Below are 24,649 nucleotides of genomic sequence, written 5' to 3' on the forward strand. Positions count from 1 at the left end.
ATGACCACTTTCCTGACACCACAGCAGCGCGCCGACCGCACCGCCGCCGCCGTCGAGGCGGCCGTCACGGCCGGGCGTGATCTCGGCCTGACCGTCACCGGCCCCACGGTGCTCCACGACGTCTTCTCGGTCGTCGTCCACCTGGCGCCCTCGCCGGTCGTGGCCCGGGTTCCCACCGTCCTGCCCCGCCCCGGCGACCTGGCCGCCCTCGCGCGCCGCCAGCGGGACGAGCTGGACGTCACGCGGTGGCTGGCCGACCAGGGGGTCCCCGTGATCGCGCCCAGCCCGCTCGTGCCGCGCGAACCCGTGCGACGCGACGGGTTCTCGATGACGTTCTGGACGTTCGTCGAACAGGCGCGGGACAGGGAACCCGACTACGTGGCGAACGCCGAGAGCGTCGCCGGCCTGCACGCGGCGCTGCGCGCCTACCCGGGCCGCCGCCTGGAGTTCCTGTCCGCGGCCGACCCACGGTTCATCGCCGACGGCCTCGCCCTGCTCGACCGGCATCCCAGCCTGATCGGAGCGGCCGAACTCGACCGGGCCCGCCGCGAATGGCGCCTCCTCGAACCCCTCGTACGCTCACGCGGCGCCTTCGAGGCCCGCTTCCCCGGCGTCGGCCTCCAGCCTGTCCACGGCGACTGCCCGCCCGCGAACATCGTCAACGCGGTCGACGGCGATCTCTACGCCGACTTCGAACTGGTCACACTGGGGCCCGTCGAGTGGGACCTGGCCGCTCTCGGGCCCGAGCACGAGGCCGCCTACAACCGTGGCGCCCGGCGCAACGGCATGAGACCGCTCAACGAGGAGGTCCTCGCCTTCGTCAACGCCCTGGGCATGCTGCGGATCATCGCCGCCCTCACGCTGGTCCCGCAGCTGCCCGAGCTGATGGGCTACCTCGAACCCGCCGTCGACCGTTGGCGGGCGACGCCCTTCGCCGGCGGCGTGAACGTCTGACACCGGCCCGGCCGCTGGAAACGCACCCGCCGGCTGCCAGCGGCCAGCCTGTGATCCGTGGCGCAGCATGAGTACGACGCGGCCGAAATCACCGTGCTCGAGTTCGACGAAGTGGTTCTCAAACGGCCCGGTATGTACTTCGGCGTCGGACTGGACGATCCGGGGCTGCCGGTCACGCTCCTGTCCGTTGCGGCTCAGCACGCGCTGCACCCGGCGGCACACGTCGCGGAGGACCATTCGCTGACCTCTGTGATCGAAATCCTTGGCGATCTTCGCTTCGCGGTGACGATCAACCAGCGGCACACCTGGCCGGACTCACCGCCCCTCGGATACCACGGCTCCCTGATCGGTCCCGAGTGGTGGTCCCTGGCGGCCATCGCGGCGCTCTGCGGAACGACGACCGCCGAAATGTGGTGCGACGGCCGGGGCTTCGGCCAGGAACTCGCCGGTCTCCGGCCTCGTACCGCGGTGTGGCGGTTCGAGCCGCCCCCTGGAAGCGGTACCCGGGTCACCTTCACCCTCGACGCGCGGCGCCTTCCGCCCGGCACCGCGTTCCCAGCCGACCTGGGCGGCCTCACCGTTCATGGGCCGTACTGCGACGCGGCGGACGGGCCCGGGACCGTCGCCGTCCACGACAGCAGGAACGGCCCCGGCATCGGCGCCTCGTTCTTCTGACCTTCCCTGCGGGCCCGTCAGGACCGGTGCGGGGCCCGGGGCGTGCAGGCCGCCGGACTCCGACGGGCAGGCGCACCTCCGCCTGGTGAAGTAGGTGACGCGACCGGGAAACCGAACGCCACCGCGATCCCCACCGTCGACAGGGGCACCCCGTTCTCGGCCGCGTCCCGCCGCGCGGATGCTCGTGTTCCCCGGGTTCCCTGCGTCCTTCGCTCATGCCGTGCCTCACCGAGGCTTTCAGGGTTTCGCGGGGCCCCCGGGGATCACCGGTCGTGGTCGTGGAAGGGGCCCCTCGGGCGTCTGCTCCGTGGCCCGTCTCCGATGCGTGTTGTTTTCTCAAGGCCGGGACGGGGGCCCGCCGCCCTTGGGCACGAGACGCAGGAACGATCTCGCGCGGGCGGTCGCGGGGGCGTCGAAGAAGACGTTCGGATGCTGCTCCTCAAGGATGTGGCCGGCGTCCATGAACGCCACCCGGTCGGCGACCTCCCTGGCGAAGGGGATCTCGTGGGTGATGACGACCATGGTCGTGCCGCAGGCCGCCAGGCTCCGGATGGTCTGCAGCACCTCCGCGCCCAGCTCCGGGTCCAGGGCGGAGGTCGGCTCGTCGAGGAGGATGACCTCCGGCTCCATGGCCAGCGCCCTGGCGATGGCGACCCGCTGCCGCTGCCCCCCGGACAGCCGCGCGGGGTACTCGTCACGCTTGTCGTCCAGGCCGACGTGGGCCAGCAGACGCTCGCCCACCTCGACGGCGTAGGAGCGGGGCAGACGCCGTACCGAGATCGGGCCCTCGATGACGTTCTGCAGGACGGTCATGTGCGGGAAGAGGTTGAAATGCTGGAACACCATGGCCGTCCGGGCGCGGATGTCACGGACCAGGCGCCTCCTCGAACGGCCCTGCCCCCGCGCCGGATAGCTCAGCGTCGTGCCGTGCACGGTGACGCTGCCCGCGTCGGGCTCGTCGAGCAGGTTCAGGCAGCGGATGAGAGTCGTCTTGCCCGACCCGGACGGCCCCATGATCACCACGACCTCACCGCTGTACACGGTCAGGTCCACGCTCCTGAGCACCTCCAGGTCACCGAAGCGCTTGTGCAGCCCCCGCACGTCGACGGCGACGTTCCCGCTCATGCGTAGGCCCTCCCCAGCCGTCGTTCCAGCGCCCCCTGCCCGGCGAAGAGAACGGTGTTGATCAGCCAGTAGACGGCGCCCGCGACCGTGAACGCCTCGACGTAGCGGAAGGAGGAGCTGCCCGCGGTCTCGGCGACGCGCGTCAGCTCGACCACCGTGATCACCGAGGCGAGGGAGGTGTCCTTCATCAGCGAGATGAACCGGCCGCCGATGGCGGGGGCGGTCACCCGCAGCGCCTGCGGCAGGACGACCCGGCGCAGGGCCAGGCCGTGGGACATCCCCATCGAACCCGCCGCGTCCCACTGGCCGCCGTCGACGGCCAGGACGCCGCCGCGCAGGTTCTCGCTCAGGTGGGCGCCCGCGTAGAGACTGAAGGTCAGGATCGCCGACGGGACGGGCGGCAGCCGCACGTCGAGCCGGGGAAGTCCGAAGTACACGAGCATGAGCTGGACGAGCGGCGGTGTGCCGCGGAACACCGAGACGTAGACGATCGCGGCCACCCTGAGCGGCCGGCGCCGGGAGAGCCTGGCCAGCATGACGAGGCCGCCCAGCACGAGGCCGAACACGAACGACACCACACCGAGTAACAGCGTGACGGCCACGCCGGAGAGCAGGCCGGGCATCGGCAGGGAGAGCAGGTCCATCGAGCGCGTTCCCTTCTGGGCGTTCAGCCGGTCCGTTCGGCCGGTGTCCCGCGGAGTTCGGGTGGGGGCCGTGCGGATCGGCGCGGCGGTCGTCGTGGCGCGAGGTCATGGGGCCTGCTCCGGAGGCCGGTATCCGCGGGCCGTGTCCGGGGCGTGGCTGACATGGGACAGGCCCAGGCCCAGCAGCATCCGGACGTGGGCGTCGTCGAGGCGGTGGTAGGCCATGCGCCCGGACCGGCGCACCCGCACGACGTGACAGGCGCGCAGCAGGCGCAGCGTGTGGGAGACCGCCGACTCGCTGTGGCCGCACGCCGCGGCGATGTCGCACACGCACATCTCCCCGCCCTCGAGCAGCGCGATGATCACCCGCAACCGCCCCGGGTCGGACAGCAGCGCGAAGACCCCGGCGAGTTCCTCGATCGACTCCGCCCCCGGCATCGCCTCGGCGACCGTGCCGACCCGATCCGGATCGACCATGCGCACCGCGCAGCCCTCGCCCGCGGAAACATATGAAGCTCTGCTCATATGAAGAAGCGTAGATATCGTTTTCGCCCGCCGCCATATTTCATTCCGGATGAATTTCCTGGCGATATGGTCAGGTGAGCGAACAATCGCTTTTTTTGACGATTACGGGCCCGGCCGAACGGGCCTTGCTCCTCGCTTGAACTGCCGAGATGTCCATTGGTTTCATGTGGCGAAAAATCCCAAAAACCAACGCCTTTTTGTGTTTTTGATCGGTCTTCGACCGGCCGATGTCCCTGTTTCAGGCTTACACATGAAAAAGGCTGGCATATCCCTTCGGGAGGTCGGATGGCGGCCGCCTTCCTGGCCGGAGGCGGTGTCGCGGCGCCGCGTGACCTCCCCTTCCGGCTTGGCCGGTCCGGTGCCGGGCCGCCCGGCGCACGGCGGCCTCCGCCGCGCCGTACCCGGTCCGCCGCCCGGCGCACGGCGGGTGGGATGTCGGTGATCCCCGCTAGGGTCACCGTCCATGCCGAGCAGTTACCTGTCCTGGGCCGCCGCGGTCGAGCTGTTCGAGCGGCGCGGCCTTGCCCGGGAGACCTACCGTGACCTCTACGAGGAGGAGTACATCCTGCACCCCGGCGCCGCCCTGGTCACCGGGGAGCTCTCCCTCGACGACCACGACGGCTCCCCGTGGTGCGCCGACACCCCGGACCAGGCGACGGGCTACGTGATCGACGGCGACCTGACCGTCGAGGGCAACATCGTCAACGTCGACGACGGGGCCGCCGCACTGGTCGTCCTGGGAAACCTGCGCGCCGCCAACGTCCTGCTGGAGGGGGACGTCAAGCTCGTCGTGCTGGGCGACGTCGAGGTCGAGACCTTCGTGGGCAACTGGACCGACAAACTCGTGAAGGTCCACGGCGACCTGCGCACGGCGGTGACGATCCTCTGGAACGAGTTCTGTCCCGATCTGGTCGCCGGCACCCTGCGGGGCAGGGTGCTCGCCCCCCGATACATGGATCTCACGGACCTGGGAGCGGGCGGCCTCGAAGACTCCGGCCCCGACGTTCCGCTGTCGGCTCTCATGGTCCCCGAGGTCCTGGTGGACGGTGAGCCGGGGCCGGACGACTTCGCCGAGATCGGCGTGCGCTCCGGGGCGCTGCGTGAGCGCCTGAGCGCGGGCCTTCCCCTGATCCGGGGAGGGCGCGCCGTACCGGCCGCGTCCTCCTGAGCGGGGTCAGCCCGCCTGGTCGGTGACCGTCTGGGACATGACGGCGCTGGAGCTCATGAGGGTTCCCGCCCTGCCCCGGCTGGAGTCGGCGATCAGGTAGTCGCGTGTGCCGAGGAAGGTCAGGGAGTCGGCGTCGAAGATCCACTCGGTGCGCTCGCCGTCGGCGTCGAACGCCACCGCGATGCCCTGACGGTTCATCGCGTCCGCCGACCTGGCCACCAGGCGCACGCCGGGGATGAGCGCCGTCGCCCGGTACAGCGCGGCCCGGGTGGCGGGGGGCACGATCCGTTCGCTCATCAGGCCCTGGATCTGGTCGAAGGCGCGAAAGGGATCCCCGTCGCCCTGCCAGGTGTACAGCTGTTCGAGCAGGACGGTGACGGCCGCGGCGATCCGCTCGGCCTCCTCGGCGGGGTCGCGGACCGGCATCCGGGACATCGCGGCGCGGTGCCTGCGGGCGGCGCGGGCGGTGTTGCGCATGACGTTGGCGGCGATGCCGAACAGCCACGGCCCGACGCCGCCGCCGTCGGGCTTCAGCCGTCCGCGGAGCCGCCAGGCCTCCAGGAAGGCCAGCGACACCACATCCTCCGCCGCCGTCCGGTCCCCCGTGGTCCGGGCGGCGTAGCGGTAGATCGTCTGCGCGTGTTCGCCGAACAGCTCGCTGAAAGCCGCCGGGTCACCGGCTCTGAGCCGGGTACGCATTGTTCGTTCCACACCCGTACCTGTCCGCCGCCCCCGCCGGGTTCCTGTGATCCGCGTCACCCTTCACCCGGCCGTCCGGGCGGGAGCCGTTCCCTCGGGCGCCGGAGGGTTCAAGATTGTTCCCTTACCGCCACGTCACCGGCCCTCGGCCACGATCAACCTGCGGTGAGACGTACGGTGGTCGCTTTCCGGGGATTCGTCCCGCGGCCCATCGGATCACAGAACGTCTTGGGGCGTGAGTAAGATTGGCTCTCAGGTCGAGAGGCGCTGCAACGGGCTCACGCCCGCCACGCTCGGCCCGCACCATTCGAACAAGGGCGCCTCCCAGCTGAAGGGAGGCCTCGAAGTGGAGAAGACAGCGCCGGTCGAGACGCGTGCGGAGCGTACGCGGCGGCTGAGGGACATCCTCGACCAGCGGATCGCGGTGCTCGACGGCGCGTGGGGCACGATGCTCCAAGGCGCGAAGCTCACCCCGCAGGACTACCGGGGCGACCGGTTCACCGACCACGAGATGGACGTCACCGGCGACCCCGACCTGCTGAACATCACCCGGCCCGACCTCATTCTCGACGTGCACCGGCAGTACCTCGCGGCCGGGGCCGACATCACCACGACCAACACCTTCACCGCCACGAGCATCGCCCAGGCCGACTACGGCCTGCAGGAGCACGTGCGGGAGATGAACCTGCAGGGCGCGCGGCTGGCGCGTCAGGCCGCCGACGAGGCGGGCGGGAAGTTCGTCGCCGGATCGGTCGGGCCGCTGAACGTCACGCTGTCGCTGTCGCCCCGGGTGGACGACCCGTCCTACAGGGCCGTCACGTTCGACCAGGTCAAGGCGTCCTACGCCGAGCAGATCGCGGCGCTGGCCGACGGCGGCGTCGACCTGCTCCTCGTTGAGACGATCTTCGACACGCTCAACGCCAAGGCGGCGATCACCGCCGCCCAGGAGGTCGCGCCCGACCTGCCGCTGTGGATCTCGGTGACGATCGTCGACCTGTCGGGGCGCACCCTGTCCGGTCAGACGGTCGAGGCGTTCTGGAACTCGGTCAAGCACGCCAAGCCGCTGGTCGTCGGTGTGAACTGCTCGCTGGGCGCCGTGGAGATGCGCCCGCACGTGGAGGAGCTGGCCAAGCTCTCCGGCACCTACACCGCCTCGCACCCCAACGCCGGCCTGCCCAACGCGTTCGGCGGCTACGACCAGACGCCGGAGGAGACCGCGCACCTGCTCGGCGAGTTCGCGGCCGAGGGACTGGTCAACCTCGTGGGCGGCTGCTGCGGCACCTCCCCCGCGCACATCAAGCAGATCGCGGGCATCGTCGCCGGGCGGGCGCCGCGCCAGGTCGCCACCCCGCCCAGGCGCAGCCGTTTCTCCGGCCTGGAGACCTTCGAGATCGGCCCGGACACCGGCTTCGTCATGATCGGTGAGCGCACCAACGTCACCGGCTCCGCGCGGTTCCGCCGCCTCATCGAGGCCGGGAACTTCCACGCCGCCGCCGACGTGGCGCTGGAGCAGGTCCGGGGCGGGGCCAACCTGCTGGACGTCAACATGGACGCCGACCTGCTCGAAAGCGAGCAGGTCATGACCTCCTTCCTCAACCTCATCGCGACCGAGCCGGAGATCGCCAAGATCCCGGTGATGATCGACAGTTCGCGGTGGAGCGTGCTGGAGGCCGGGCTCAAGTGCGTCCAGGGCAACGGGGTGGTCAACTCCATCAGCCTCAAGGAGGGCGAGGAGCCCTTCCTCGAACAGGCTCGCAGGGTCAAGAGCTTCGGCGCGGGCGTCGTCGTCATGGCCTTCGACGAGCAGGGGCAGGCCGAGACGGCCGACCGCAAGGTCGAGATCTGCGGGCGCGCCTACGACCTGCTGACGCAGCAGGTCGGTTTCGCCCCCGAGGACATCATCTTCGACCCGAACGTGCTGGCCGTCGCCACCGGCATGAGCGAGCACAACGGCTACGCCAAGGAGTTCATCGAGGCGCTGCCGCGCATCAAGGAGCGCTGCCCCGGCGCGCTCACCTCCGGCGGCATCTCCAACCTGTCGTTCTCCTTCCGCGGCAACGACGTGGTGCGTGAGGCGATGCACTCGGCGTTCCTGCTGCACGCCGTACGGGCCGGGCTGGACATGGGCATCGTCAACGCCGGGCAGCTCGCCGTCTACGCCGACATCCCCGCCGACCTGCTCGAACACGTCGAGGACGTCCTGTTCGACCGCCGGGAGGACGCCACCGACCGGCTCATCGAGTTCGCGCGGACGGTCTCCGGGAGCGGCACCGAGCGCAAGGTCGACCTGTCGTGGCGGGAGCAGCCCGTCGCCGAGCGCCTCGCGCACGCGCTGGTGCACGGCATCACCGACTTCGTCGAGGAGGACACCGAGGAGGCCCGCAAGATCGCCGCGAGTCCCCTTGAGGTCATCGAGGGCCCGCTCATGGACGGCATGAAGATCGTCGGTGACCTGTTCGGCTCGGGCAAGATGTTCCTGCCGCAGGTCGTCAAGAGCGCCCGGGTGATGAAGCGCTCGGTGGCCTACCTCGAACCGTTCATGGAGGCCGAGAAGGAGCGCGCCCGGCTGGCCGGGCAGGTGGAGACCCGCAAGGGCCAGGGCAAGGTCGTGCTGGCCACGGTCAAGGGCGACGTCCACGACATCGGCAAGAACATCGTCGGGGTGGTCCTGGGCTGCAACAACTACGAGGTCGTGGACCTGGGCGTCATGGTGCCCGCCGCGAAGATCCTCGACACGGCCGTGGCGGAGGGCGCCGACGCCGTGGGCCTGTCCGGGCTGATCACCCCCTCGCTGGACGAGATGGTCTCGGTCGCCGCCGAGATGGAGCGGCGTGGCCTGAAGCTGCCGCTGCTCATCGGGGGCGCGACCACCTCAAGGCAGCACACGGCCGTACGGATCGCCCCCGCCTACACCAACACGGTCGTGCACGTCCTGGACGCCTCCCGGGTCGTCGGGGTGGTCTCCGACCTGCTGGACGCCGAGCGGGCGGAGGCGCTCGACGCCGCCAACCGTGAGGAGCAGCAGGCGCTGCGCGAGGCGCACGAGAACCGCAGGCGCCAGCCGATGCTCACCCTGGAGGAGGCCCGCGCGAACGCCGAACGCCCGGTGTTCGACGAGCTGCCCGTCCCCGAGTTCACCGGCCTGAAGGTCGTCAGGCCGAGCCTGACCGAGCTGCGCGAGATGATCGACTGGCGCTTCTTCTTCCTGGCGTGGGAGCTCAAGGGCACCTTCCCGGCGATCCTTGAGCAGCCCGCCGCCCGTGACCTGTACGACGACGGGCAGCGGCTGCTCGACCAGATCATCGCCGACGGCTCGCTGCGGCCGGAGGGCGTCTACGGCTTCTGGCCGGCGCACTCCGAGGGCGACGACCTGGTGCTGGAGAACGGCATCAGGATCCCGATGCTGCGTCAGCAGACGCTCAAGCCCGAGGGGCGGCCCAACCGCAGCCTCGCCGACTACGTGGCGCCCTCCGGGGACCACATCGGCGGGTTCGCGGTGGCCGTGCACGGCGCGGAGGAGCTGGCCGCCCGTTACGAGGAGAGCCACGACGACTACCAGGCGATCATGGCCAAGGCGCTCGCCGACCGTCTGGCCGAGGCGTTCGCCGAGCAGATCCACCTGCAGGCGCGTCGTTCCTGGTTCGAGCCGGACTCCCAGCCCGTCCTTGAGGACCTGCACGCCGAACGGTACCGGGGCATCCGGCCCGCGCTGGGATACCCGGCCTGCCCCGACCACACCCGCAAGCGGACGCTGTTCGACCTGCTCGGCGCGGAGTCGCACGGCATGGTCCTGACCGAGTCGTACGCCACGACCCCGGCGGCGAGCGTCAGCGGGCTGCTCTTCGCCCACCCCGACGCCCGCTACTTCACCGTCGGACGGCTCGGCCGCGACCAGATCGAGGACTACGCGCGCCGTACGGGGATGAGCCAGGAGGAGACCGAGCGCTGGCTGCGCCCGAACCTCGCCTACGAGCCCGAGTCCTGATCCGCCTGCTTCGCGCGGTCCGTGCCCCGATCGTTCGGGGCACGGATCAGCGGACGCGCCTGGCCGCTCTGCCGCCCAGGTGCAGGAAGGCGATCTCGCCCGCGTCGTCCCGCAGGAAACGGCCGATGACCTGCTTGGGGTCGGCGGCGATCGTCAGGTCGTCGGAGCCCTCGACCAGCGCGAGCGGCATGTCGGGCATGCCCTCGACCCCCGCGGCCACCAGCTCGGGCCGCAGCACGAACCGCGCCGTCAGTTTCTCGTCCACCTCGAAGATCCACTGCCCGGCGTCGTAGCTGCCCGCGTACTCCGGCCCGGGCTCACCCAGCGGCAGCAGTACGGCCTGCGACGGCACGCCGAGCAGGTGCTCCAGGCACCAGTCGGTCACCAGCGTGCCCAGAACCCTGCCCGGCGCCGAGTTGGTGAGCGTGGTGACGGCGAAGCCGTGCTCGGGGGCCAGCACGAACGACGACAGCTGCAGGTTGCCGATGTTGCCGCCGTGGGTGACCAGCCGCAGGCCCGCCCGTTCCTCAAGCAGCCACGGCAGGCCGATGCCGCTCCACGGCGCGCCGAGGTGCACGTGCTCCCGCTGCATCAGCTCCCTGGTCGTGGCTCCGATCGGCCCCTGGCCGTCCACGGCGCCCGTGCCCAGGTGGAAGGCGGCGTAGCGGAGCTGGTCGCGCACCGAGGAGACCAGTCCCCCTTCGGGCATGCCCTCGCGGAACAGCCCCCAGGTGTGCGCGACGTGCGGGCCGTCCGGCCGGACGACGTGGCCGACGGCGTGCGGCCGGGTCGCGACCTCCCAGGGGAAGAAGGAACTGGAGTCCATCCCCAGGGGCGTGAGCACGATCTCGCCGACCGCCGTCTCGTACGGCTTGCCGCACACGACCTCGACGATCCTGCCGAGCAGCCTGAACCCGGCGTTGCTGTAGGAGGCGAGCCGCCCCGGCGCGAAGAGCTGGGGCAGCCGGTCGTAGGTGGTGATCGAGGCCGCCAGGGCGTCGGCGCCCCAGCTGTCGCCGTCGTCGACGTCGCCGAGGAAGCCGCCGGTGTGGGTGAGCAGGTGCCTGACGGTCAGTTCCTCGGCGGCCTGTTCGTCGGCGAGCCGCAGGTCGGGCAGGTAACGCCGTACCCGTCCGTCCAGGTCGAGCAGGCCTTGCTCGACGAGGTGCATGATCGCCGTCGCGGTGACCGTCTTGGTGGTCGAACCGATCTGGAACAGCGTGTCGCCCGTCACGGGGGCCGGGGCGTCGACGCTGGCGACGCCGGTGGTGAGGACGTGTTCGGTGCCGTCGACGATCACGCCGACGGCTGCGCCGGGAACCTGGAGGGCTTTCGCCTGACTGTCGAGCAGGTCCCGCAGGTGGGTGAGGTCAGCCATTCACCCATCCTGCTGACGACCGGATCGCGAGGGCTTCGTCGGCCTCCACCATTTCCCGCGCCTGGTTCGTCCGGCAGCCAGAGCGGGATGCATGATCTTCCGGGGTCCGCACGCCGGAGACGCTCGGCCGGTTTCCCGGGCCTGGGAAGCGAGGAGACAGGTGAATCGATCGAAGGCCAGAGCCATAGCCGTGGAAAAGCTCGGATACTGGGTCGGTGAGGCCGCGTCCGAGGTCGGGGAGAGGCTTCTCGACGGGAGCGTCCGCGAAAGGTACGTGGACGAACAGGGGAAGACCTGGACGATCGCCTCAAAGGCATTCTGGGATGGCGAGGATATTCGCGTCGTTGTCTCCGTGGACGACGGCGGTCTCCTCTCGTCACTGTTCCCGGAGTCTCAGAGTGACGTCATCAGGGTTTGAGACCGTGTGCCGGGGTCCGCCGGTGACTCCCGCATGGAGGGGGCACCCGCGGACCACGCGGACAACGGAGACTAGCGCCAGACCTGGGCGTGGCGGATCTTCACCGGAAGGACGGGCTTACCGTCGACCGGCGGGGTGGGGCCGTCCGGCGTCGGCTGGATGCCGCCCGCGGCGACACGGTCGAGGGCGGCCAGGCCCGCCGCGTCGACCGTGCCGAAGACCGTGTAGTTGGGCGGCAGGCCGGAGTCTCCGTAGACCAGGAAGAACTGGCTGCCGTTGGTGTCAGGCCCGGCGTTGGCCATGGCCAGCACCCCGCGGGCGTAGGTCTTGCGCGTGCCGGTGGTGTCACCGGGCCACGGCGGCAGGTCGGTGGGCAGCTCGTCCTTGTACTTGTAGCCCGGGCCGCCCTCACCGGTGAAGCCGGGGTCGCCGCACTGCAGAACCTTGAGGCGGTCGTAGGCGGTCAGCCGGTGGCAGCCGGTGAAGTCGTAGAAGCCGTGCCTGGCCAGGTGCACGAAGCTCTGCACCGTGCAGGGCGCCTTGGCGGCGTTGAGGGTCAGGCCGATCCGGCCGTGGTTGGTGCTGAGGGTCGTGGTGACCGTCCTGGTGGGGGTGCGACGCGGGTCCGGCGGCAGCGGCACACGCCGTACGGCGGGGTCGTCCGGCGTCGGGGTGTAGTGGCACGGCCCGTTCGTCGGCCTCGGCGGCCTGCCCCCGGCCTGGTTCGCGGCCGAGTCAGTGGCCGAGTCGGTGGCCGAGGGCGCGGCCGGGTCCGTGGCCGCGGAGGCGGGCAGGGAGCTGAGCGCGACCAGGGAACCGGCCGTCGCGGCGGCCAGTGCGGCGCGGGCCGCGAATCGTAACAACGCGCTGTCGGACATGGTGCCCTCCTGGGGGGTGATCAACAGAACCCCTGAGGTCTAATCGATCTGACCGGCGCCGTCAAGGGTGCCGCCGCTCGCCGGCCGGGCGGTCACCAGGTCTCGTCCTCACGCAGGAACCGCCACAGCCGGTCGGTGGAGTTCTGGTCGCGGGCGAGGTGGAGGGTGTCCCAGCTGCCGGGCCCCTGGTAGGAGTCCAGGGTCAGCGCGAGTGTGGTGTTGAGCCGGGGACGGTAGGCGGCCCAGCCGGTGCGCTGGTCGGAGTCACCCTGCTCGGGGCGGCGCGACCAGTCCTGCAGGGGCGAGCCGTTGCACGTTCGCACGACCACCTTGTCGGCCTCCCTGGGAAGACCCGTCACCGGTTGCAGGCACTTGTTGGCCGCCTCGTTCTTTATCACGTAGTAGCCGTCGTCCTTGACGGTGTAGGTCCATTTGACCGTCCGGTATCTCCACCGGGGGTGACGCAGGGCGATCGCCTCGGCGCCGTCGGCGAGGCTGTCGCCGAGGACGGCGAGACGGCCGCCGTCCATCCGGTTGATGAGCTCCCGGTTGGTCTGCGGGGGGTCGGCGTGCGCGGCGGGCGCGCAGATCAGCACGGCCGCGACGAGCATGGCCGCCACGCACACGATCTGGCTGGCGCTGGGCATGGGAAATCACCTCCGTGATGCCACACAAAGTAGCCACTCGACTACTTTTCGTGCGCTCTCCCGGGAGGGGCTTCTTCGTCCCGCCGGGTCACACAGTCCTCACGGGCGGCACCGTTTGACTCGTCATGGGCCGGCGTGGGTTGTCCTCCTGGTGGCCGGCACACGTGCTGACGCGTCACCTTTTGACCGGCCGGCCGGTCGCGGCGCGTGGACGCATCCGGCCACAGTGGGCGAGCCGGGCACGAGGCCGGATTCGCTCAGGACGTCGGCCGCCGTCGTGGTCGCACGAAGGCGGCCGGTACGGTCACGCGGACGGTCCACCGGAAGGGTGGCCGTGACGGCGCGGCGGCCGGAGTACCGGAGCGATGGAGGATTCCGATGGGCGACGCGGGCTCCGAGCCGAGGCTGATCCTGCTGTGCGGACCGCCCGGCTCTGGGAAGACGACGCCGGCCAAGCGGCTGGCGGGAGAGATTCCGGCGGTGCGGCTGTGCCCGGACGAATGGATGGCCGATCTCGGCGTCGACCTGTTCGGCGCGGACGTGCGCGACCGGCTTGAGCGGCGGTTCTGGGAGCATGCTCAGGAGTTGCCGGCACTGGGCAGAACGTGATCCTGGAGTTCGGCTTCTGGGGGCGTTCCGAACGTGACGAGAAGCGTTTGCGGGCGCGCGCTCGGTTTTCCTGTCGAGCTGCGCTATCTGGCCACACCGGTCGATGAATTGTGCCGCCGTCTGGAGGTCCGCAACAGACAGGGGGCGCCTGGGACGGCTCCGGTCGGCCGTGAGCTGCTTGAGGAGTGTCTGAGGCTCTTCCAGGCTCCCGGCGATGACGAGCTCGCCCTTTTCGACGAACCGCTGTCGTGAGGGGGCCGCCTCAGTCGTGGCCGGGGTCGGGGGCCCACAGCCGGTCGGCGTCTCCCGCGGCGAGCCGCCCCCGGTAGACGTCGATCTTGTGGCTGATGAGGTCGAGACTTTCCCGTACCTCGGCGAGCCTGGCGGTCACCTCGCCGCGGTGCGCCTCCAGGAGGGCGAGCCGTTCCCGTTCGTTGCCCGGCCCGGCCGCCACGAGCTCGGCGTAGTGCCGGATGGTCCTGATGGGCATGCCGGTGGCCCGCAGCTTGGTGCAGACGACGATCCAGTCGAGGTCGATCTTCCGGTATCTCCGCCATCCGCCCACGGTGCGGTCGACGGTGGTGACGACCAGCCCGGCACGCTCGTAGTAGCGCAGCGTGTGCACGCTGACCCCGGTACGGCGGGCGGCCTCGGCGATGCTCAGCCCCTCCTGGGCGTCGGGGAGGGCCGTCTGCGGATTGACTTCGAGCACGCTCTAAATCTTAGCCTCGCGGTCGTGATTCATCCGACACGATTCCGGACCACGGCCGACGAGCCCGGTCACCGGCTCCTGGTGCTCGCGATCTGCTGCGTCAGCGCGGCCGTCGTGGTCATGGACATCTCCATCGTCAACGTCGCGCTTCCCTCGATCCGCCGTGACCTGCACGCCTCGGTCTCAGGCCTGCAGTGGACGGTGGACGCCTACACCCTGGTGCTCGCCGCCTTCCTGGTGCCGGCGGGCTCGACCGCCGACCGGGTGGGCCGCAGACGCGTCTTCCAGATCGGCCTGGCGGCCTTCGGGATCGGCTCGCTGCTGTGCGGGCTGGCGCCGAGTGTCGGCTGGCTGGTCGCGGCACGGGTCGTCCAGGCCGTCGGCGGCACGATGCTCAACCCGGTGGCCATGGCGATCGTCGCCACCGCCTTCCCCGAGCCCGCGGACCGGGCCAGGGCCATCGGCGTGTTCGGCGCGACGACCGGCCTGGCGCCGGCACTCGGCCCGGTTCTCGGCGGCCTCCTGGTCGACGGTTTCGGCTGGCACGCCGTCTTCTGGGTCAACGTGCCGGTCGTGGCCGCCGCGATCGGGTGCGCCGCGCTGTTCGTCCCCGAGTCCCGTACCCCTCGCCCGCGCCGCTTCGACCCGGCCGGTCAGGCCCTGGTGGTCGTGGTGCTGGGCTGCGTCGTCTACGCGGTGATCGAGTCCCGGCGGCTCGGCTGGACCTCACCGGTGATCCTGGGGCTGCTCGTGGTCGCCGCGCTCGGCGTGCTGGGCGTTCTGCGCCACGAGCCACGCCGTACCGATCCGCTGCTCGAACTGCGGCTCTTCCGGAGTGTGCCGTTCGGGTCGGCCATCCTGATGGCCTTCTTCGCGCTGTGCGGGTTCGGCGCCTTCCTGTTCGTGACCACCCTGTACCTGCAGGAGGTGCGCGGCATGTCCGCGCTGGCGGCCGGGCTGTGCCTGCTGCCGGTCGGGGCGCTGACCGTGGTGCTCTCCCCCCTCACCGGAAGGCTGGTCGGCGCGCGCGGCCCCCGGCTGCCGCTGGTGGTCGCCGGGAGCGCCCTGGCCCTGGGCGCTCTGGCCTCGCTCCGGCTCGGCCCCGCGACCCCGTTGCCGGCCGTGCTCGTGACGTTCCTGCTGTTCGGCGTCTTCCTGGGGGCCGTCAACCCGCCGATCACCAACACGGCGGTCTCCGGGATGCCCCGTTCGATGGCCGGGGTGGCCGCCTCACTGGCCTCGGCGGGACGGCAGAGCGGCACCACGCTGGGCGTCGCGATCGCCGGAATGATCATGGGGCCAGCCCTCACCCGCGGCGGTACGGCGTTCACCGCGGCCGAGCGGGGGGTGTGGTGGCTGGTGGCAGGGCTCGGTGTCTGCGTCGTGGCCTTGGGGTTGCTCGCCACCGGGCGCCGGGCCCTGGAGAGCGCGGACCGGACGGCCGCGCTGTTCGAGGACCTGGACGGCAGGCCGTGACGGCGTGCCGTCACGGCCTGCCGGCGAACCTGTCGACCAGGAGGTCGAGCCGCTGTGCCGACCCCTCCGCGGGCAGGCGGCCCGAGCGGGTGAGCGCGACCAGGCCGTGCATGGCCGCCCAGAAGACCTCGACGAACAGACCCGGGTCGGCGTCCCCCGCCACGTCGCGAAGCGTGTCGAGCAGCGCGCCGAACCCCTCGCGCAGCGGCGCGGGGGTCGCCGCGTCGGCGAAGGGCAGGCCGGTGTCGAGAAGGAACATCGCGTCGTACAGCGCGGGGTTGCGTTCGGCGAAGCCGACGTACGTCTCCGCGAGCGCGGACACCGCGGCCCGCCCCCCGGAGGAGTCCGCGACCGCGCGACGCATCGCCGCCGCCAGTTCGGCGAACCCCTCCAGGGCGACGGCCCCGACGATCTCACGCTTGCCGCGGAAGTGGCTGTAGAGCACGGGCTGGCTGTACTCGATGCGTTCGGCCAGGCGGCGTGTGGTGACCGCCTCCCACCCCTGCTCCTCGGCGAGCTCCCGAGCCGTCGTGACGATCAGCTGGTGGCGGTGCGCCCGCTCGCGCTCCTTGCGTTCCCGTACCGACATCCCCCGAGTCTAGCATCGCTAGACATCCGAGCGTCGATCGAAACGATCTGTTCAGCGGATCGGAAGCGGGACGCCACGCTGGTCGGCCGGACGGGGACCGTGGATGCGCCGGTCGTCCTCGAAGATCGGCGTGTCGTTGATGCTGGCCTCCCTCCGGCTCATGAGCCCCTCCGGGGAGAACTCCCACAGCTCGTTTCCGTAGCTGCGCCACCACTGACCGGAGGAGTCCCGGCACTCGTACTGGAAGCGCACCGCGATCCGGTCACCGTGGAACCCCCACAGCTCCTTGCGGAGCGCGTAGTCAAGCTCCCGGTCCCACTTCTCCCGCAGGAACGCCACGATCTCCGCCCGGCCCGTGACGAAACGGTCGCGGTTACGCCACACGGAGTCCTCGGTGTAGGCCGACGCGACCCGTTCCGGATCACGGGTGTTCCAGGCGTCCTCGGCGGCCTGGACCTTCTCCAGCGCGGTTTCCAGGGTGAAGGGCGGCAGGGGCGGTCGTGTCGTCACGACGGTCTCCTCGGCGTTGTCCGGCAGTCCCTCCATTAGAGCCGTACGGCGGGCGGGAGGGCGTCAACGGGACCCCGGATCAGGACGGCGCCGGGGCCTTCCGCAGGAGACCGGCCCGGGCCCGGATCGCGGCGGCGGCCTCCGGCTCCGGCCCGCCGGTGAAGGTGACGTTGTCCTCGTAGAGAACCCCCGGCGGCGGAGCGTCGGCGCCGACCGGGTCGGCGTCCCACAGGTTGCCCCGGTAGACGACGTTGTCCAGCGGCGGCGACACGTGCAGGACAGCCGTGCTGTCGGCCCTGACGACCAGGTTCTCCTCGACCGTCACCCACGCCGCGCCGTAGTCGGTGTAGAGGCCGAAGTTGTACGGCGTGCGCGTGTCCTCGATGACGTTGCCCCGGATGACCGCCCCCGAGTCGTGGGAGCCGCCCTGCGGACCGGCGAGATAGACGCCTCCCCCGTCGGCCAGCACCTGCATCGTGCCGCTCGTGAGGTTGTTCAGGACGCGGGTGCCCGTGCCGGGCCCGGCGACGATGCCGCAGTGGGGCACGTCGGCGATGTGGTTGTGCGCGACCGTGCATCCGGTCGTGCCGTTCAGCGCGACGCCGGGCGAGCCGGAGAACTCCAGGCCGACGCGGTGGACCCGGTTGTCCTCGACGAGGACCGAACGACTGCCGCCGACCACGATCCCCCCGGCGGAGAGCGTGTCGAAGTCGCACCCGCGCACCGTGACGTCCTCCGACGCGGAGACACCGAGTCCGGTGGCGCCGAGCCGGGTGAAGCGGCACCCTTCGAACCGCACGCCGGAGGCGTTCTCGACCACCACGCAGGCCGGGATCGTGACGGGCTCCCGGGGCACCGTGACCGAGGAGCCGGCGTCGTCGATCGGGACCGTGTCGATCGGGCCGCCGACGTGGAAGCCGCTGCCGTGGTAGTGCAGGAAGCCCTCGGGCCCGCTCGGCCGCAGCCAGGTGGCCTCGGCGAACGTCACCCCGAGGAAGGTCACACCGCGCCCGCCGGTGACACGCACCAGTGTCTCCAGGACCGGCGCGACCACCCGGGTGCGTTCCGGGTGCTCACCGGGCAGGGGCAGGTAACGCAGGACGTGCCGCCCGGGGCGTGAGCGGTCCAGGACGAACGTGCCGGGCTCGGTGAGGAAGGAGGCGTCGTTCTCCACCCTGGTCGGCAGGCCGGGTCCCCGTGAGGTCTGGCCCTGCCAGGTGGAGTTGTACAGCTCCAGGGCGCGTCCGAACGCGGGCTGCGCCATGGTGATCACCGTGCCGTCGCCGCCGGTCGTGACCGAGGCGACACCGATGCGGGCCTCGGTCCACGGGTAGACGCCCCGGTGGACGAACTCCACGTCGCCCGGATTGCGCCAGGCCGACGGCGCCGTGCTGTCGGTGGTGTAGCCGGTCTCGGTCAGGGTGATCTCGCCGGGCAGGGCCTCGACACCCGCCCGTTCGGCCCGCCGGCCGTCCACGTAGAGCTGGCGGGTTTCCAGGTCGCCGACGTCGGCCAGCCACACGCCGTCCAGTTCCCGCCAGCCGGTGACGGTACGGCCGCCGCTGACGACGACCTCCTCCTGTTCGGCGGTGCCGTACCCGTGGGCCTGGTAGGTGACGTGGCCGTCACGGCCGTCACGGCCGGGGGCGGCGGTGAGTTCGAGCGGCTCGGTCAGCGCGTACGCGCCCGCCCTGAGCCGCACGACGACCTCGCCGGTCAGGGCGCGGGCCGCCAGCCCGGCACGGCCGAGGGTGGCGAACGGGCGTTCCCGCGTCCCCGGGGCGGAGTCGTCCCCGTCGGGGGCGACGAACAGTTCGATCATGGATGTGTCCCCTCGAAACATGTTTATGGTGTGCACATGGTGTATACCATAAACATGAGGGATGACAAGGTGAACGATCCTGAGCGCACGGTCGAACTGCTGTGGCGGCGGGACGGCGCGGAGGCGAGGCGGGGGCTGAGCCTGGGCCGGATCGTGCGCGCGGGCATCGAGCTGGCCGACGCCGAGGGGCTGGCCGGGCTGTCCATGCGCAAGGTCGCCGAGCGGCTCGGCTTCACCACTATGTCGCTCTACCGGCACGTGTCCGGCCGCGAGCAGCTCATCGACCTCATGCGCGACGCGGTGACGGGCGAGAGCCCGGGCACCGTGGACGCGGACGTGGACGCGACGGGGAGGGACGGCTGGCGGGCGCGGCTTGAGGCGTGCGCCAGGCAGGGGTGGGAGCTGCGCCGCCGTCATCCCTGGCTGTCGGAGATACGGGGCGGGCGCCACGTGCCCGGCCCCAACGTCATCGCGCATTACGAGCAGATGCTCGGCGTGGTCGCCGAGACCGGCCTGCCCCCCTCCGAGGTGATCGCGGTGGCCGGTCTCGTCGGCAGGTTCGTCGACTCGGAGGCGCTGCTGCTGGTCGAGGCGGCCGAGGCCGAACGGCACAGCGGCCTCAGTGAGGAGGAGTGGTGGGGAAGCCGTGACACGCTGTTCGAGCAGCTGAACGGCTACCCCGTGATCGCTCGCCTGTGGGAGGAGGGGGGCTACGACCGGCCGGAGGACCCCTTCGAGTTCGGCCTCGCCCGGCTGCTGGACGGCATCGAACTGCTGGTCAAAAAACGTTACGAAACAAGTGACGAAACAGGGGTGTGTGTCGTGTGCGGCACGCCGGTCGAACAACCCTCCTCGGGACGCCCCAGGGCGTACTGCTCCCCCTCCTGCCGCCAGCGGGCCTACCGCAGACGCAAGTCCGACGCCACGTGACGGCGGACCGTGCTCGGCATCCCCACCGAGGTCGCGGCGGGCGGAGCCGCGCCGCCGGCCCGGATCCGGTTTCCGGCGACGGACCGGGCCGGTCCGTCGCCGATGAAAACCCGGCCGGGGAACGGGGCTGATCCCGTCTCCCGGCCGGGCGGTCGTGTCGCGGCTACGCCGCTACCTCAACGTGATGACGGCGAAATGGCCGGTGCCGTCGTCGAGCTTCAGCTGGAGCTGACGGCAGGTGTCGGACCAGCTCTTGTCGGTCTTCCAGACGTAGTTGTACTGGCCGCCCCCGTAGCTGATCTTCGAGTTGCCCGGGTTACGGGTCGGTTCGGCCGGGCCGATCGGTTTCCCGGTGTCACAGGCCACCTGCTGAGAAGCCGGGTAGCCGGGGGCGAAGACGTCGGTGCCGCGGTCGCCGCCGAGGCTGAACTTGATCGGTACGGCGCTGCCCGCCTTGCCCGACATCGTCTCCGGGAAGTAGGCCTGCCAGGGGTAGACGACCTGGTAGGTCACCTTCCGGCTCGCGGTGTTGCCCGCGTTGTCGACGGCCTTGACGGTGAAGTCGTGGAAGCCGACGGAGGAGGTGTCGAGCGGGCCGCCGTCGGGCACCGTGCCGGTGCAGCCGGCGATCCCGGACAGGTTGTCCTCGCACCGGTACGACGCGGTCGTGGCCGTCCCGAGCGTGTAGACCGCGCCGTCGGCGGGCCTGGTGAGGGAGATCGTCGGCTTGGTGAGGTCGACGGTCACCTTCACCGCGTGGTCACCGGAGATCGCCACTCCGCGCTCGGTGGCCGTCGCGCCCTCGGCGGTCACGGAGAAGTCGCACGTGATGTGCGGGAAGACAGCCTTGAGCCTGCCGTCGGCTCCGGTGGTGCCCAGGGCACGCGGGCCGTCGCCGCAGTCGGCGCGTACCTGCGCCCCGGCCAGCGGCTGACCGGCGTCCGAGAGCGCGGACACCGTCACCGCGTTCAGCGCGTTGTGCGCCACCGCGCCGCCCACGACGTCCAGGGTGGTCTGCAGCCTTTCGGGGCTGATGTTGTCCATCGTGTCCGTCGGCCTGTGGTACTGCGGCTCGGTGACGTACGTCCCGCCCGTGGGACCGCAGACGGCCGGCGGGGCCGGCGGCCGGTAGTCGAGCCAGATGAACAGCGAGGACGGGATGCCCACGTCGTAGAACGCCTGGTGGTCGCTCTGCCCGAGCCTGCAGTTGCGCAGCCCGTCGAACCCGACGCGGGCGGCCGACTCGTAGGCCTCCTGGACCACGTAGTTCGACTGACCGTTCGGGGTCAGCGCCCACAGCCGGGCAGGCTCGTACGGCGTGCCGACCATGTCCATCTGCCACTCGCCGACGAACCGCGCCTTCTCCGCCGCGGTCAGCGTGTTCACGTACGCGCGGGCACCGAGGAGACCGCCCTCCTCACCGCCGAAGCCGCCGATCCGCAGTTCCTTGTCCAGCGGGTACTGGCTGAGGACCCGGGCGACCTCCAGGGAGACGCCGTTGCCCGAGGCGTCGTCGTGGGCGCCGGGCGCGCCCAGCACCGAGTCGATGTGCGCGCCGACCATGACGATGGGCGCGGTGGTGCCGTCCGGGTCGCCGACCGCGGGCCGGATGCCGATGACGTTGGTGCCCATCGGATTCGCGTACTCGTTCGTCGCGATCGTCAGCGTCAGCGGACCCTTGGCCAGGAGCCCCCTGAGCCAGGCGCTGTGCGCGCTGCCTCCGCCGACCACCGGAATCCCCGGCTGGGGAGTGGTGAGGGTGAACGACGGTGGTGCGGAGTTGCCGGTCGGGTAGGCCAGGACGACCGCGAGCGCGCCGCGGCTCACCGCGTTGGCCACGGCGGTGTTGCGGACCGTGGCGTTGGTGCTGTAGTCCATCAGCACGATCTTGCCCTCGGTGTCGGCCGGGAACTCGGTGGCGGACTGGCCCGTCCCGGCGTCGACCACCTGGCCCTTCACGCCGGTGTCGCCGGTGAACTTCCCGCTGGCCGAGGCGGCCATCTGCCAGTTCGGCCCGCCGGGCAGGTCGGCGTCCGAGGACGTGACCTTCGCGACGCGTTTGGTCGAGACCGGGCCCCACTGCTGGAGGGTCACCTTGAAGCCGTAGGACTTCAGGATCCCGCCGATGTACTCCGCGCCCTCCCGTTCCTGCGGGGTGCCGTTCAGGCGTGGGCCGATGTCCACGGCGAGGTGCCGGATGTGGTTGACGGAGTTGGCCGAGTCGAACCGGCCGACGATCTCTTTGTCGTAGTCCGGCAGTGGCGCGTCCGCCGTCGCGGCCGTCAGGTTGGAGCCTGGCAGCGCCTGAAGCTGTACGCCACCGGCGGACGCCGGAACGGTCCCGAGGGACAACGCGGTCGCCAGGCCACCGATGACGGTCAGTCGCTCAAGTCGCCGAGGTCGTCTGAGTGAACTCCTCACGGAGAACCTCCTGGTCATGGCGGACGTGAAAGTCCGCATGGCGTCCCCACCCTCTGGACCCTCCGGGGTGCGGAGGGTGAGGACAAGGTTGGCGATTAGTACCAGGCGGGCAAACCAAGGGTCAAGGGTCGCCTCGCTCGCACTCCGGAGGAGACGCGCCTCGCGGACGGGACCGTTCCACGCGGCTGGGACGAGGACGACGCCCGGAGCGCCGGCCGTCCTCGCGGAAACGGCGGATGAGTCTTCCCAGGGGTCCGGCGACGCGCCGGATCCGCCGGGAATCCCACGGTGCTCACGACTGACCGGGGTGACCGGGTGGGTGATGGGGGTATAAGCGCGATTGGCCCCCCGGCTTCGATCTCATCTCGACCGTGGGGGACCTGTGGCAGACGACGGCAACCGGAAACAGCAGCAGCTCGACCAGTATCGGGTGGACTCGGCGGACACCCGGTACACCACCGACCAGGGTGTCCGTGTCGACGACACCGACAACTCACTGTCGATCGGTGAGCGCGGCCCGACCATCCTGGAGGACTTCCACTTCCGGGAGAAGGTGATGCGCTTCGACCATGAGCGCATCCCGGAGCGGGTGGTGCACGCCCGCGGTTCGGGCGCGCACGGCGTCTTCCAGGTGTACGAGTCCCTGGCCGAGTACACCTGCGCCGACTTCCTGTGCGACCCTTCGCTGGTCACCCCGGTCTTCGTGCGCTTCTCCACCGTCGCGGGCTCGCGCGGTTCGGCTGACACGGTGCGCGACGTGCGCGGGTTCGCCACCAAGTTCTTCACCCGGCAGGGCAACTACGACCTGGTCGGCAACAACTTCCCGGTGTTCTTCGTCCAGGACGCGATCAAGTTCTCCGACTTCGTGCACTCGGTCAAGCCCGAACCGCACAACGAGATCCCGCAGGCCCAGTCGGCGCACGACACCCTGTGGGACTTCGTGCAGCTGCAGCCGGAGACCATGCACACGATCATGTGGCTGATGTCGGACCGGGCGATCCCGCGCAGCTACCGGATGATGCAGGGCTTCGGTGTGCACACCTTCCGGCTGGTCAACGCCGAGGGGCGGGGCACCTTCTGCAAGTTCCACTGGCGGCCCAAGCTCGGCACCCACTCGCTGGTGTGGGACGAGGTGCTGCGCATCCAGGGCAACGACCCCGACTTCAACCGCCGTGACCTGTGGGACGCCATCGAGAACGGCGACTACCCCGAGTGGGAGCTCGGCCTCCAGCTCGTGCCGGAAGAGGACGAGCACAAGTTCGACTTCGACCTCCTCGACGCCACGAAGATCATTCCGGAGGAGGAGGTGCCGTTGCGGACGGTCGGCAAGCTGACCCTCAACCGCAACCCGGAGAACTTCTTCGCCGAGACCGAGCAGGTCGCCTTCTGCACCGCCAACGTGGTGCCGGGCATCGACTTCACCAACGACCCGCTGCTGCAGGGCCGCAACTTCTCCTACCTCGACACCCAGCTGCTCCGCCTCGGCGGCCCGAACTTCCAGCAGATCCCGATCAACAGGGCGGTCGCGCCGGTGCACAACGACAACCGCGACGGCTTCCACCAGCACATGATCCACACCAGCCGGACGAGCTACTCCAAGAACTCCATCAGCGGGGGCTGCCCGGCGACCGGCGTGCTCAGCGGTGACATGACCGGGGTCTTCCGGCACTACACCGAACGGGTCGAGGGCGAGAAGATCCGCAAGCGCAGCCCCAGCTTCGGCGACCACTACAGCCAGGCCACGCTGTTCTGGAACAGCATGGCCCCCTGGGAGAAGGACCACATCGTCAAGGCGTTCCTGTTCGAACTCGGGCACGTCGAGCGCCGCTACATCAAGGAGCAGGTGGTCGACCGGCTGACCAACGTCGACACCGGGCTGGCCGCGCACGTGGCCGCGGGGCTCGGCCTGCCCGCGCCGACGGCCAAGGGCGTCAACCACGGCAGGTCCTCCCCCGCGCTCAGCCAGGCCGACCAGCCCTCGTCCCTGGCCACCCGCAAGATCGCGGTCCTGGTGAGCGACCACACCGACGCCGAGGCGCTCTACCCCGTGATCCAGGAACTGGAGAACGGGAAGGCGATCTGCGACGTGGTCGCCCCGCACGAGGGCATGGCCGGGCCGCTGTCGGTCGACAAGCAGGTCAGCGCGGCCTCGTCGGTACTGTACGACGCGGTGCTGTGCACCGGCGGTGAGGGGCAGGCGGACGACGGCTACGCCGTACAGTTCGTCCGCGAGGCCTTCAAGCACGGCAAGGCCATCGGTGTTCTGCCGGACGGCGAGGCCCTGTTGCGGGCCGCCGCGTTGCCCGGCCGCCAGGGGGTCGTCGAGGCCTCAACGGGAGACGACTTCGTCCAGCGGTTCGTCGACGCCGTCGTCCGGCACCGGCACTACGACCGCGACGTGGCGTCCTTCCCCGCCTGAGCGCTCCGGCCTTCGGGCCGGAGGCCGCCAGGACATCCGAGCCGTTCGCCGGCGCGGGAACACGG

22 protein-coding genes and 1 riboswitch are annotated in these 24,649 nt (G+C 70.7%); of the genes, 10 read left to right on the top strand and 12 right to left on the bottom strand.

Annotated features, from left to right (window positions below; genetic code table 11):
* On the top strand, positions 1-954 hold the full coding sequence (locus ACFOYY_RS09535; RefSeq protein WP_386189380.1) for an aminoglycoside phosphotransferase family protein: 954 nt from the start codon (positions 1-3) through the stop codon (positions 952-954).
* 57 nt (positions 955-1,011) lie between these two features.
* Positions 1,012-1,629, top strand: a complete 618-nt coding sequence (locus ACFOYY_RS09540) for a hypothetical protein (RefSeq protein ID WP_362781430.1) — start codon at positions 1,012-1,014, stop codon at positions 1,627-1,629.
* A gap of 336 nt (positions 1,630-1,965) precedes the next feature.
* Here ACFOYY_RS09540 and ACFOYY_RS09545 read toward each other — a convergent pair whose 3' ends face one another.
* The 3 genes from ACFOYY_RS09545 to ACFOYY_RS09555 all read right to left on the bottom strand — a co-directional run bounded on the left by ACFOYY_RS09545 (position 1,966) and on the right by ACFOYY_RS09555 (position 3,923).
* Positions 1,966-2,754, bottom strand: a complete 789-nt coding sequence (locus tag ACFOYY_RS09545) for an amino acid ABC transporter ATP-binding protein (RefSeq protein WP_386189382.1) — start codon at positions 2,752-2,754, stop codon at positions 1,966-1,968.
* Positions 2,751-3,398 (bottom strand): amino acid ABC transporter permease, encoded by a 648-nt coding sequence (locus ACFOYY_RS09550; RefSeq protein WP_386189384.1) that lies wholly within the window; start codon positions 3,396-3,398, stop codon positions 2,751-2,753. Before ACFOYY_RS09550 ends, ACFOYY_RS09545 begins: the two co-directional genes overlap by 4 nt.
* A 105-nt stretch (positions 3,399-3,503) precedes the next feature.
* A complete protein-coding gene (locus ACFOYY_RS09555; protein ID WP_386189386.1) occupies positions 3,504-3,923 on the bottom strand; it encodes an ArsR/SmtB family transcription factor in 420 nt (139 codons plus the stop codon).
* Between the two features lie 463 nt (positions 3,924-4,386).
* Here ACFOYY_RS09555 and ACFOYY_RS09560 point away from each other — a divergent pair, with 463 nt between their 5' ends.
* Positions 4,387-5,091, top strand: coding sequence for a hypothetical protein (locus ACFOYY_RS09560; protein WP_386189388.1), 705 nt, complete (start codon positions 4,387-4,389; stop codon positions 5,089-5,091).
* Positions 5,092-5,097: 6 nt separating this feature from the next.
* Here the strand turns inward: ACFOYY_RS09560 and ACFOYY_RS09565 are convergent, their stop codons facing one another.
* Positions 5,098-5,802: a sigma factor gene (locus tag ACFOYY_RS09565; RefSeq protein WP_386189390.1), complete on the bottom strand. Its 705-nt coding sequence runs from the start codon at positions 5,800-5,802 to the stop codon at positions 5,098-5,100.
* 241 nt (positions 5,803-6,043) lie between these two features.
* Positions 6,044-6,120, top strand: a riboswitch (S-adenosyl-L-homocysteine riboswitch).
* Positions 6,121-6,136: 16 nt separating this feature from the next.
* Between ACFOYY_RS09565 and metH the strand changes: the two genes are divergently transcribed.
* Positions 6,137-9,775: a methionine synthase gene (gene metH / locus ACFOYY_RS09570; protein ID WP_386189392.1), complete on the top strand. Its 3,639-nt coding sequence runs from the start codon at positions 6,137-6,139 to the stop codon at positions 9,773-9,775.
* Positions 9,776-9,821: 46 nt separating this feature from the next.
* Here metH and ACFOYY_RS09575 read toward each other — a convergent pair whose 3' ends face one another.
* Positions 9,822-11,153 (bottom strand): serine hydrolase domain-containing protein, encoded by a 1,332-nt coding sequence (locus tag ACFOYY_RS09575; protein ID WP_386189394.1) that lies wholly within the window; start codon positions 11,151-11,153, stop codon positions 9,822-9,824.
* A gap of 160 nt (positions 11,154-11,313) precedes the next feature.
* Here ACFOYY_RS09575 and ACFOYY_RS09580 point away from each other — a divergent pair, with 160 nt between their 5' ends.
* Positions 11,314-11,571, top strand: coding sequence for a hypothetical protein (locus tag ACFOYY_RS09580; RefSeq protein ID WP_386189395.1), 258 nt, complete (start codon positions 11,314-11,316; stop codon positions 11,569-11,571).
* 71 nt (positions 11,572-11,642) lie between these two features.
* On the opposite strand, the gene ACFOYY_RS09585 is transcribed toward ACFOYY_RS09580, so the two are convergent.
* Together ACFOYY_RS09585 and ACFOYY_RS09590 are read right to left on the bottom strand one after the other, a co-directional pair.
* A complete protein-coding gene (locus ACFOYY_RS09585; protein ID WP_386189397.1) occupies positions 11,643-12,473 on the bottom strand; it encodes a peptidylprolyl isomerase in 831 nt (276 codons plus the stop codon).
* A gap of 68 nt (positions 12,474-12,541) precedes the next feature.
* Entirely contained in the window at positions 12,542-13,096 is a 555-nt protein-coding gene (locus ACFOYY_RS09590; protein WP_352012471.1) for an RICIN domain-containing protein, read from the bottom strand.
* A gap of 378 nt (positions 13,097-13,474) precedes the next feature.
* On the opposite strand from ACFOYY_RS09590, the gene ACFOYY_RS09595 reads away from it, so the two are divergent.
* Together ACFOYY_RS09595 and ACFOYY_RS09600 are read left to right on the top strand one after the other, a co-directional pair.
* Positions 13,475-13,705 carry an AAA family ATPase gene (locus ACFOYY_RS09595; protein WP_386189400.1) on the top strand — a complete coding sequence of 77 codons (231 nt, stop codon included), beginning with the start codon at positions 13,475-13,477 and terminating at the stop codon, positions 13,703-13,705.
* Between the two features lie 33 nt (positions 13,706-13,738).
* Entirely contained in the window at positions 13,739-13,957 is a 219-nt protein-coding gene (locus ACFOYY_RS09600) for a hypothetical protein (RefSeq protein WP_386189402.1), read from the top strand.
* Between the two features lie 10 nt (positions 13,958-13,967).
* Here the strand turns inward: ACFOYY_RS09600 and ACFOYY_RS09605 are convergent, their stop codons facing one another.
* On the bottom strand, positions 13,968-14,417 hold the full coding sequence (locus ACFOYY_RS09605; RefSeq protein WP_352012469.1) for a MerR family transcriptional regulator: 450 nt from the start codon (positions 14,415-14,417) through the stop codon (positions 13,968-13,970).
* 24 nt (positions 14,418-14,441) lie between these two features.
* Here ACFOYY_RS09605 and ACFOYY_RS09610 point away from each other — a divergent pair, with 24 nt between their 5' ends.
* Positions 14,442-15,893, top strand: a complete 1,452-nt coding sequence (locus ACFOYY_RS09610; protein WP_386189404.1) for an MFS transporter — start codon at positions 14,442-14,444, stop codon at positions 15,891-15,893.
* A gap of 10 nt (positions 15,894-15,903) precedes the next feature.
* Here ACFOYY_RS09610 and ACFOYY_RS09615 read toward each other — a convergent pair whose 3' ends face one another.
* The 3 genes from ACFOYY_RS09615 to ACFOYY_RS09625 all read right to left on the bottom strand — a co-directional run bounded on the left by ACFOYY_RS09615 (position 15,904) and on the right by ACFOYY_RS09625 (position 18,814).
* The gene (locus tag ACFOYY_RS09615; protein ID WP_352012466.1) at positions 15,904-16,482 is read right to left on the bottom strand and encodes a TetR/AcrR family transcriptional regulator; all 579 of its coding nucleotides are present in this window, start codon (positions 16,480-16,482) and stop codon (positions 15,904-15,906) included.
* 51 nt (positions 16,483-16,533) lie between these two features.
* Positions 16,534-16,992, bottom strand: coding sequence for a nuclear transport factor 2 family protein (locus tag ACFOYY_RS09620; RefSeq protein ID WP_386189406.1), 459 nt, complete (start codon positions 16,990-16,992; stop codon positions 16,534-16,536).
* 79 nt (positions 16,993-17,071) lie between these two features.
* On the bottom strand, positions 17,072-18,814 hold the full coding sequence (locus ACFOYY_RS09625; RefSeq protein WP_386189408.1) for a right-handed parallel beta-helix repeat-containing protein: 1,743 nt from the start codon (positions 18,812-18,814) through the stop codon (positions 17,072-17,074).
* Positions 18,815-18,868: 54 nt separating this feature from the next.
* Between ACFOYY_RS09625 and ACFOYY_RS09630 the strand changes: the two genes are divergently transcribed.
* Positions 18,869-19,744 (top strand): TetR/AcrR family transcriptional regulator, encoded by an 876-nt coding sequence (locus ACFOYY_RS09630; RefSeq protein ID WP_386189410.1) that lies wholly within the window; start codon positions 18,869-18,871, stop codon positions 19,742-19,744.
* A gap of 171 nt (positions 19,745-19,915) precedes the next feature.
* Here ACFOYY_RS09630 and ACFOYY_RS09635 read toward each other — a convergent pair whose 3' ends face one another.
* Entirely contained in the window at positions 19,916-22,165 is a 2,250-nt protein-coding gene (locus ACFOYY_RS09635; RefSeq protein WP_386189411.1) for a PxKF domain-containing protein, read from the bottom strand.
* Between the two features lie 382 nt (positions 22,166-22,547).
* On the opposite strand from ACFOYY_RS09635, the gene ACFOYY_RS09640 reads away from it, so the two are divergent.
* The gene (locus ACFOYY_RS09640; protein ID WP_386189413.1) at positions 22,548-24,584 is read left to right on the top strand and encodes a catalase; all 2,037 of its coding nucleotides are present in this window, start codon (positions 22,548-22,550) and stop codon (positions 24,582-24,584) included.
* The last annotated feature ends 65 nt before the right edge of the window (positions 24,585-24,649 follow it).

This window comes from Streptosporangium jomthongense, from assembly GCF_042650425.1.
Classification (GTDB): Bacteria; Actinomycetota; Actinomycetes; order Streptosporangiales; family Streptosporangiaceae; genus Streptosporangium.

What these genes read in the sequence shown, in the direction of transcription:
- ACFOYY_RS09535 (WP_386189380.1), top strand. Translation starts at nt 1, where the DNA reads ATGACCACTTTCCTGACACCACAGCAGCGCGCCGACCGCACCGCCGCC.
- ACFOYY_RS09545 (WP_386189382.1), bottom strand. Translation starts at nt 2,754, where the DNA reads ATGAGCGGGAACGTCGCCGTCGACGTGCGGGGGCTGCACAAGCGCTTC.
- ACFOYY_RS09550 (WP_386189384.1), bottom strand. Translation starts at nt 3,398, where the DNA reads ATGGACCTGCTCTCCCTGCCGATGCCCGGCCTGCTCTCCGGCGTGGCC.
- ACFOYY_RS09555 (WP_386189386.1), bottom strand. Translation starts at nt 3,923, where the DNA reads ATGAGCAGAGCTTCATATGTTTCCGCGGGCGAGGGCTGCGCGGTGCGC.
- ACFOYY_RS09560 (WP_386189388.1), top strand. Translation starts at nt 4,387, where the DNA reads ATGCCGAGCAGTTACCTGTCCTGGGCCGCCGCGGTCGAGCTGTTCGAG.
- ACFOYY_RS09575 (WP_386189394.1), bottom strand. Translation starts at nt 11,153, where the DNA reads ATGGCTGACCTCACCCACCTGCGGGACCTGCTCGACAGTCAGGCGAAA.
- ACFOYY_RS09590 (WP_352012471.1), bottom strand. Translation starts at nt 13,096, where the DNA reads ATGCCCAGCGCCAGCCAGATCGTGTGCGTGGCGGCCATGCTCGTCGCG.
- ACFOYY_RS09595 (WP_386189400.1), top strand. Translation starts at nt 13,475, where the DNA reads ATGGGCGACGCGGGCTCCGAGCCGAGGCTGATCCTGCTGTGCGGACCG.
- ACFOYY_RS09615 (WP_352012466.1), bottom strand. Translation starts at nt 16,482, where the DNA reads ATGTCGGTACGGGAACGCAAGGAGCGCGAGCGGGCGCACCGCCACCAG.
- ACFOYY_RS09625 (WP_386189408.1), bottom strand. Translation starts at nt 18,814, where the DNA reads ATGATCGAACTGTTCGTCGCCCCCGACGGGGACGACTCCGCCCCGGGG.
- ACFOYY_RS09630 (WP_386189410.1), top strand. Translation starts at nt 18,869, where the DNA reads ATGAGGGATGACAAGGTGAACGATCCTGAGCGCACGGTCGAACTGCTG.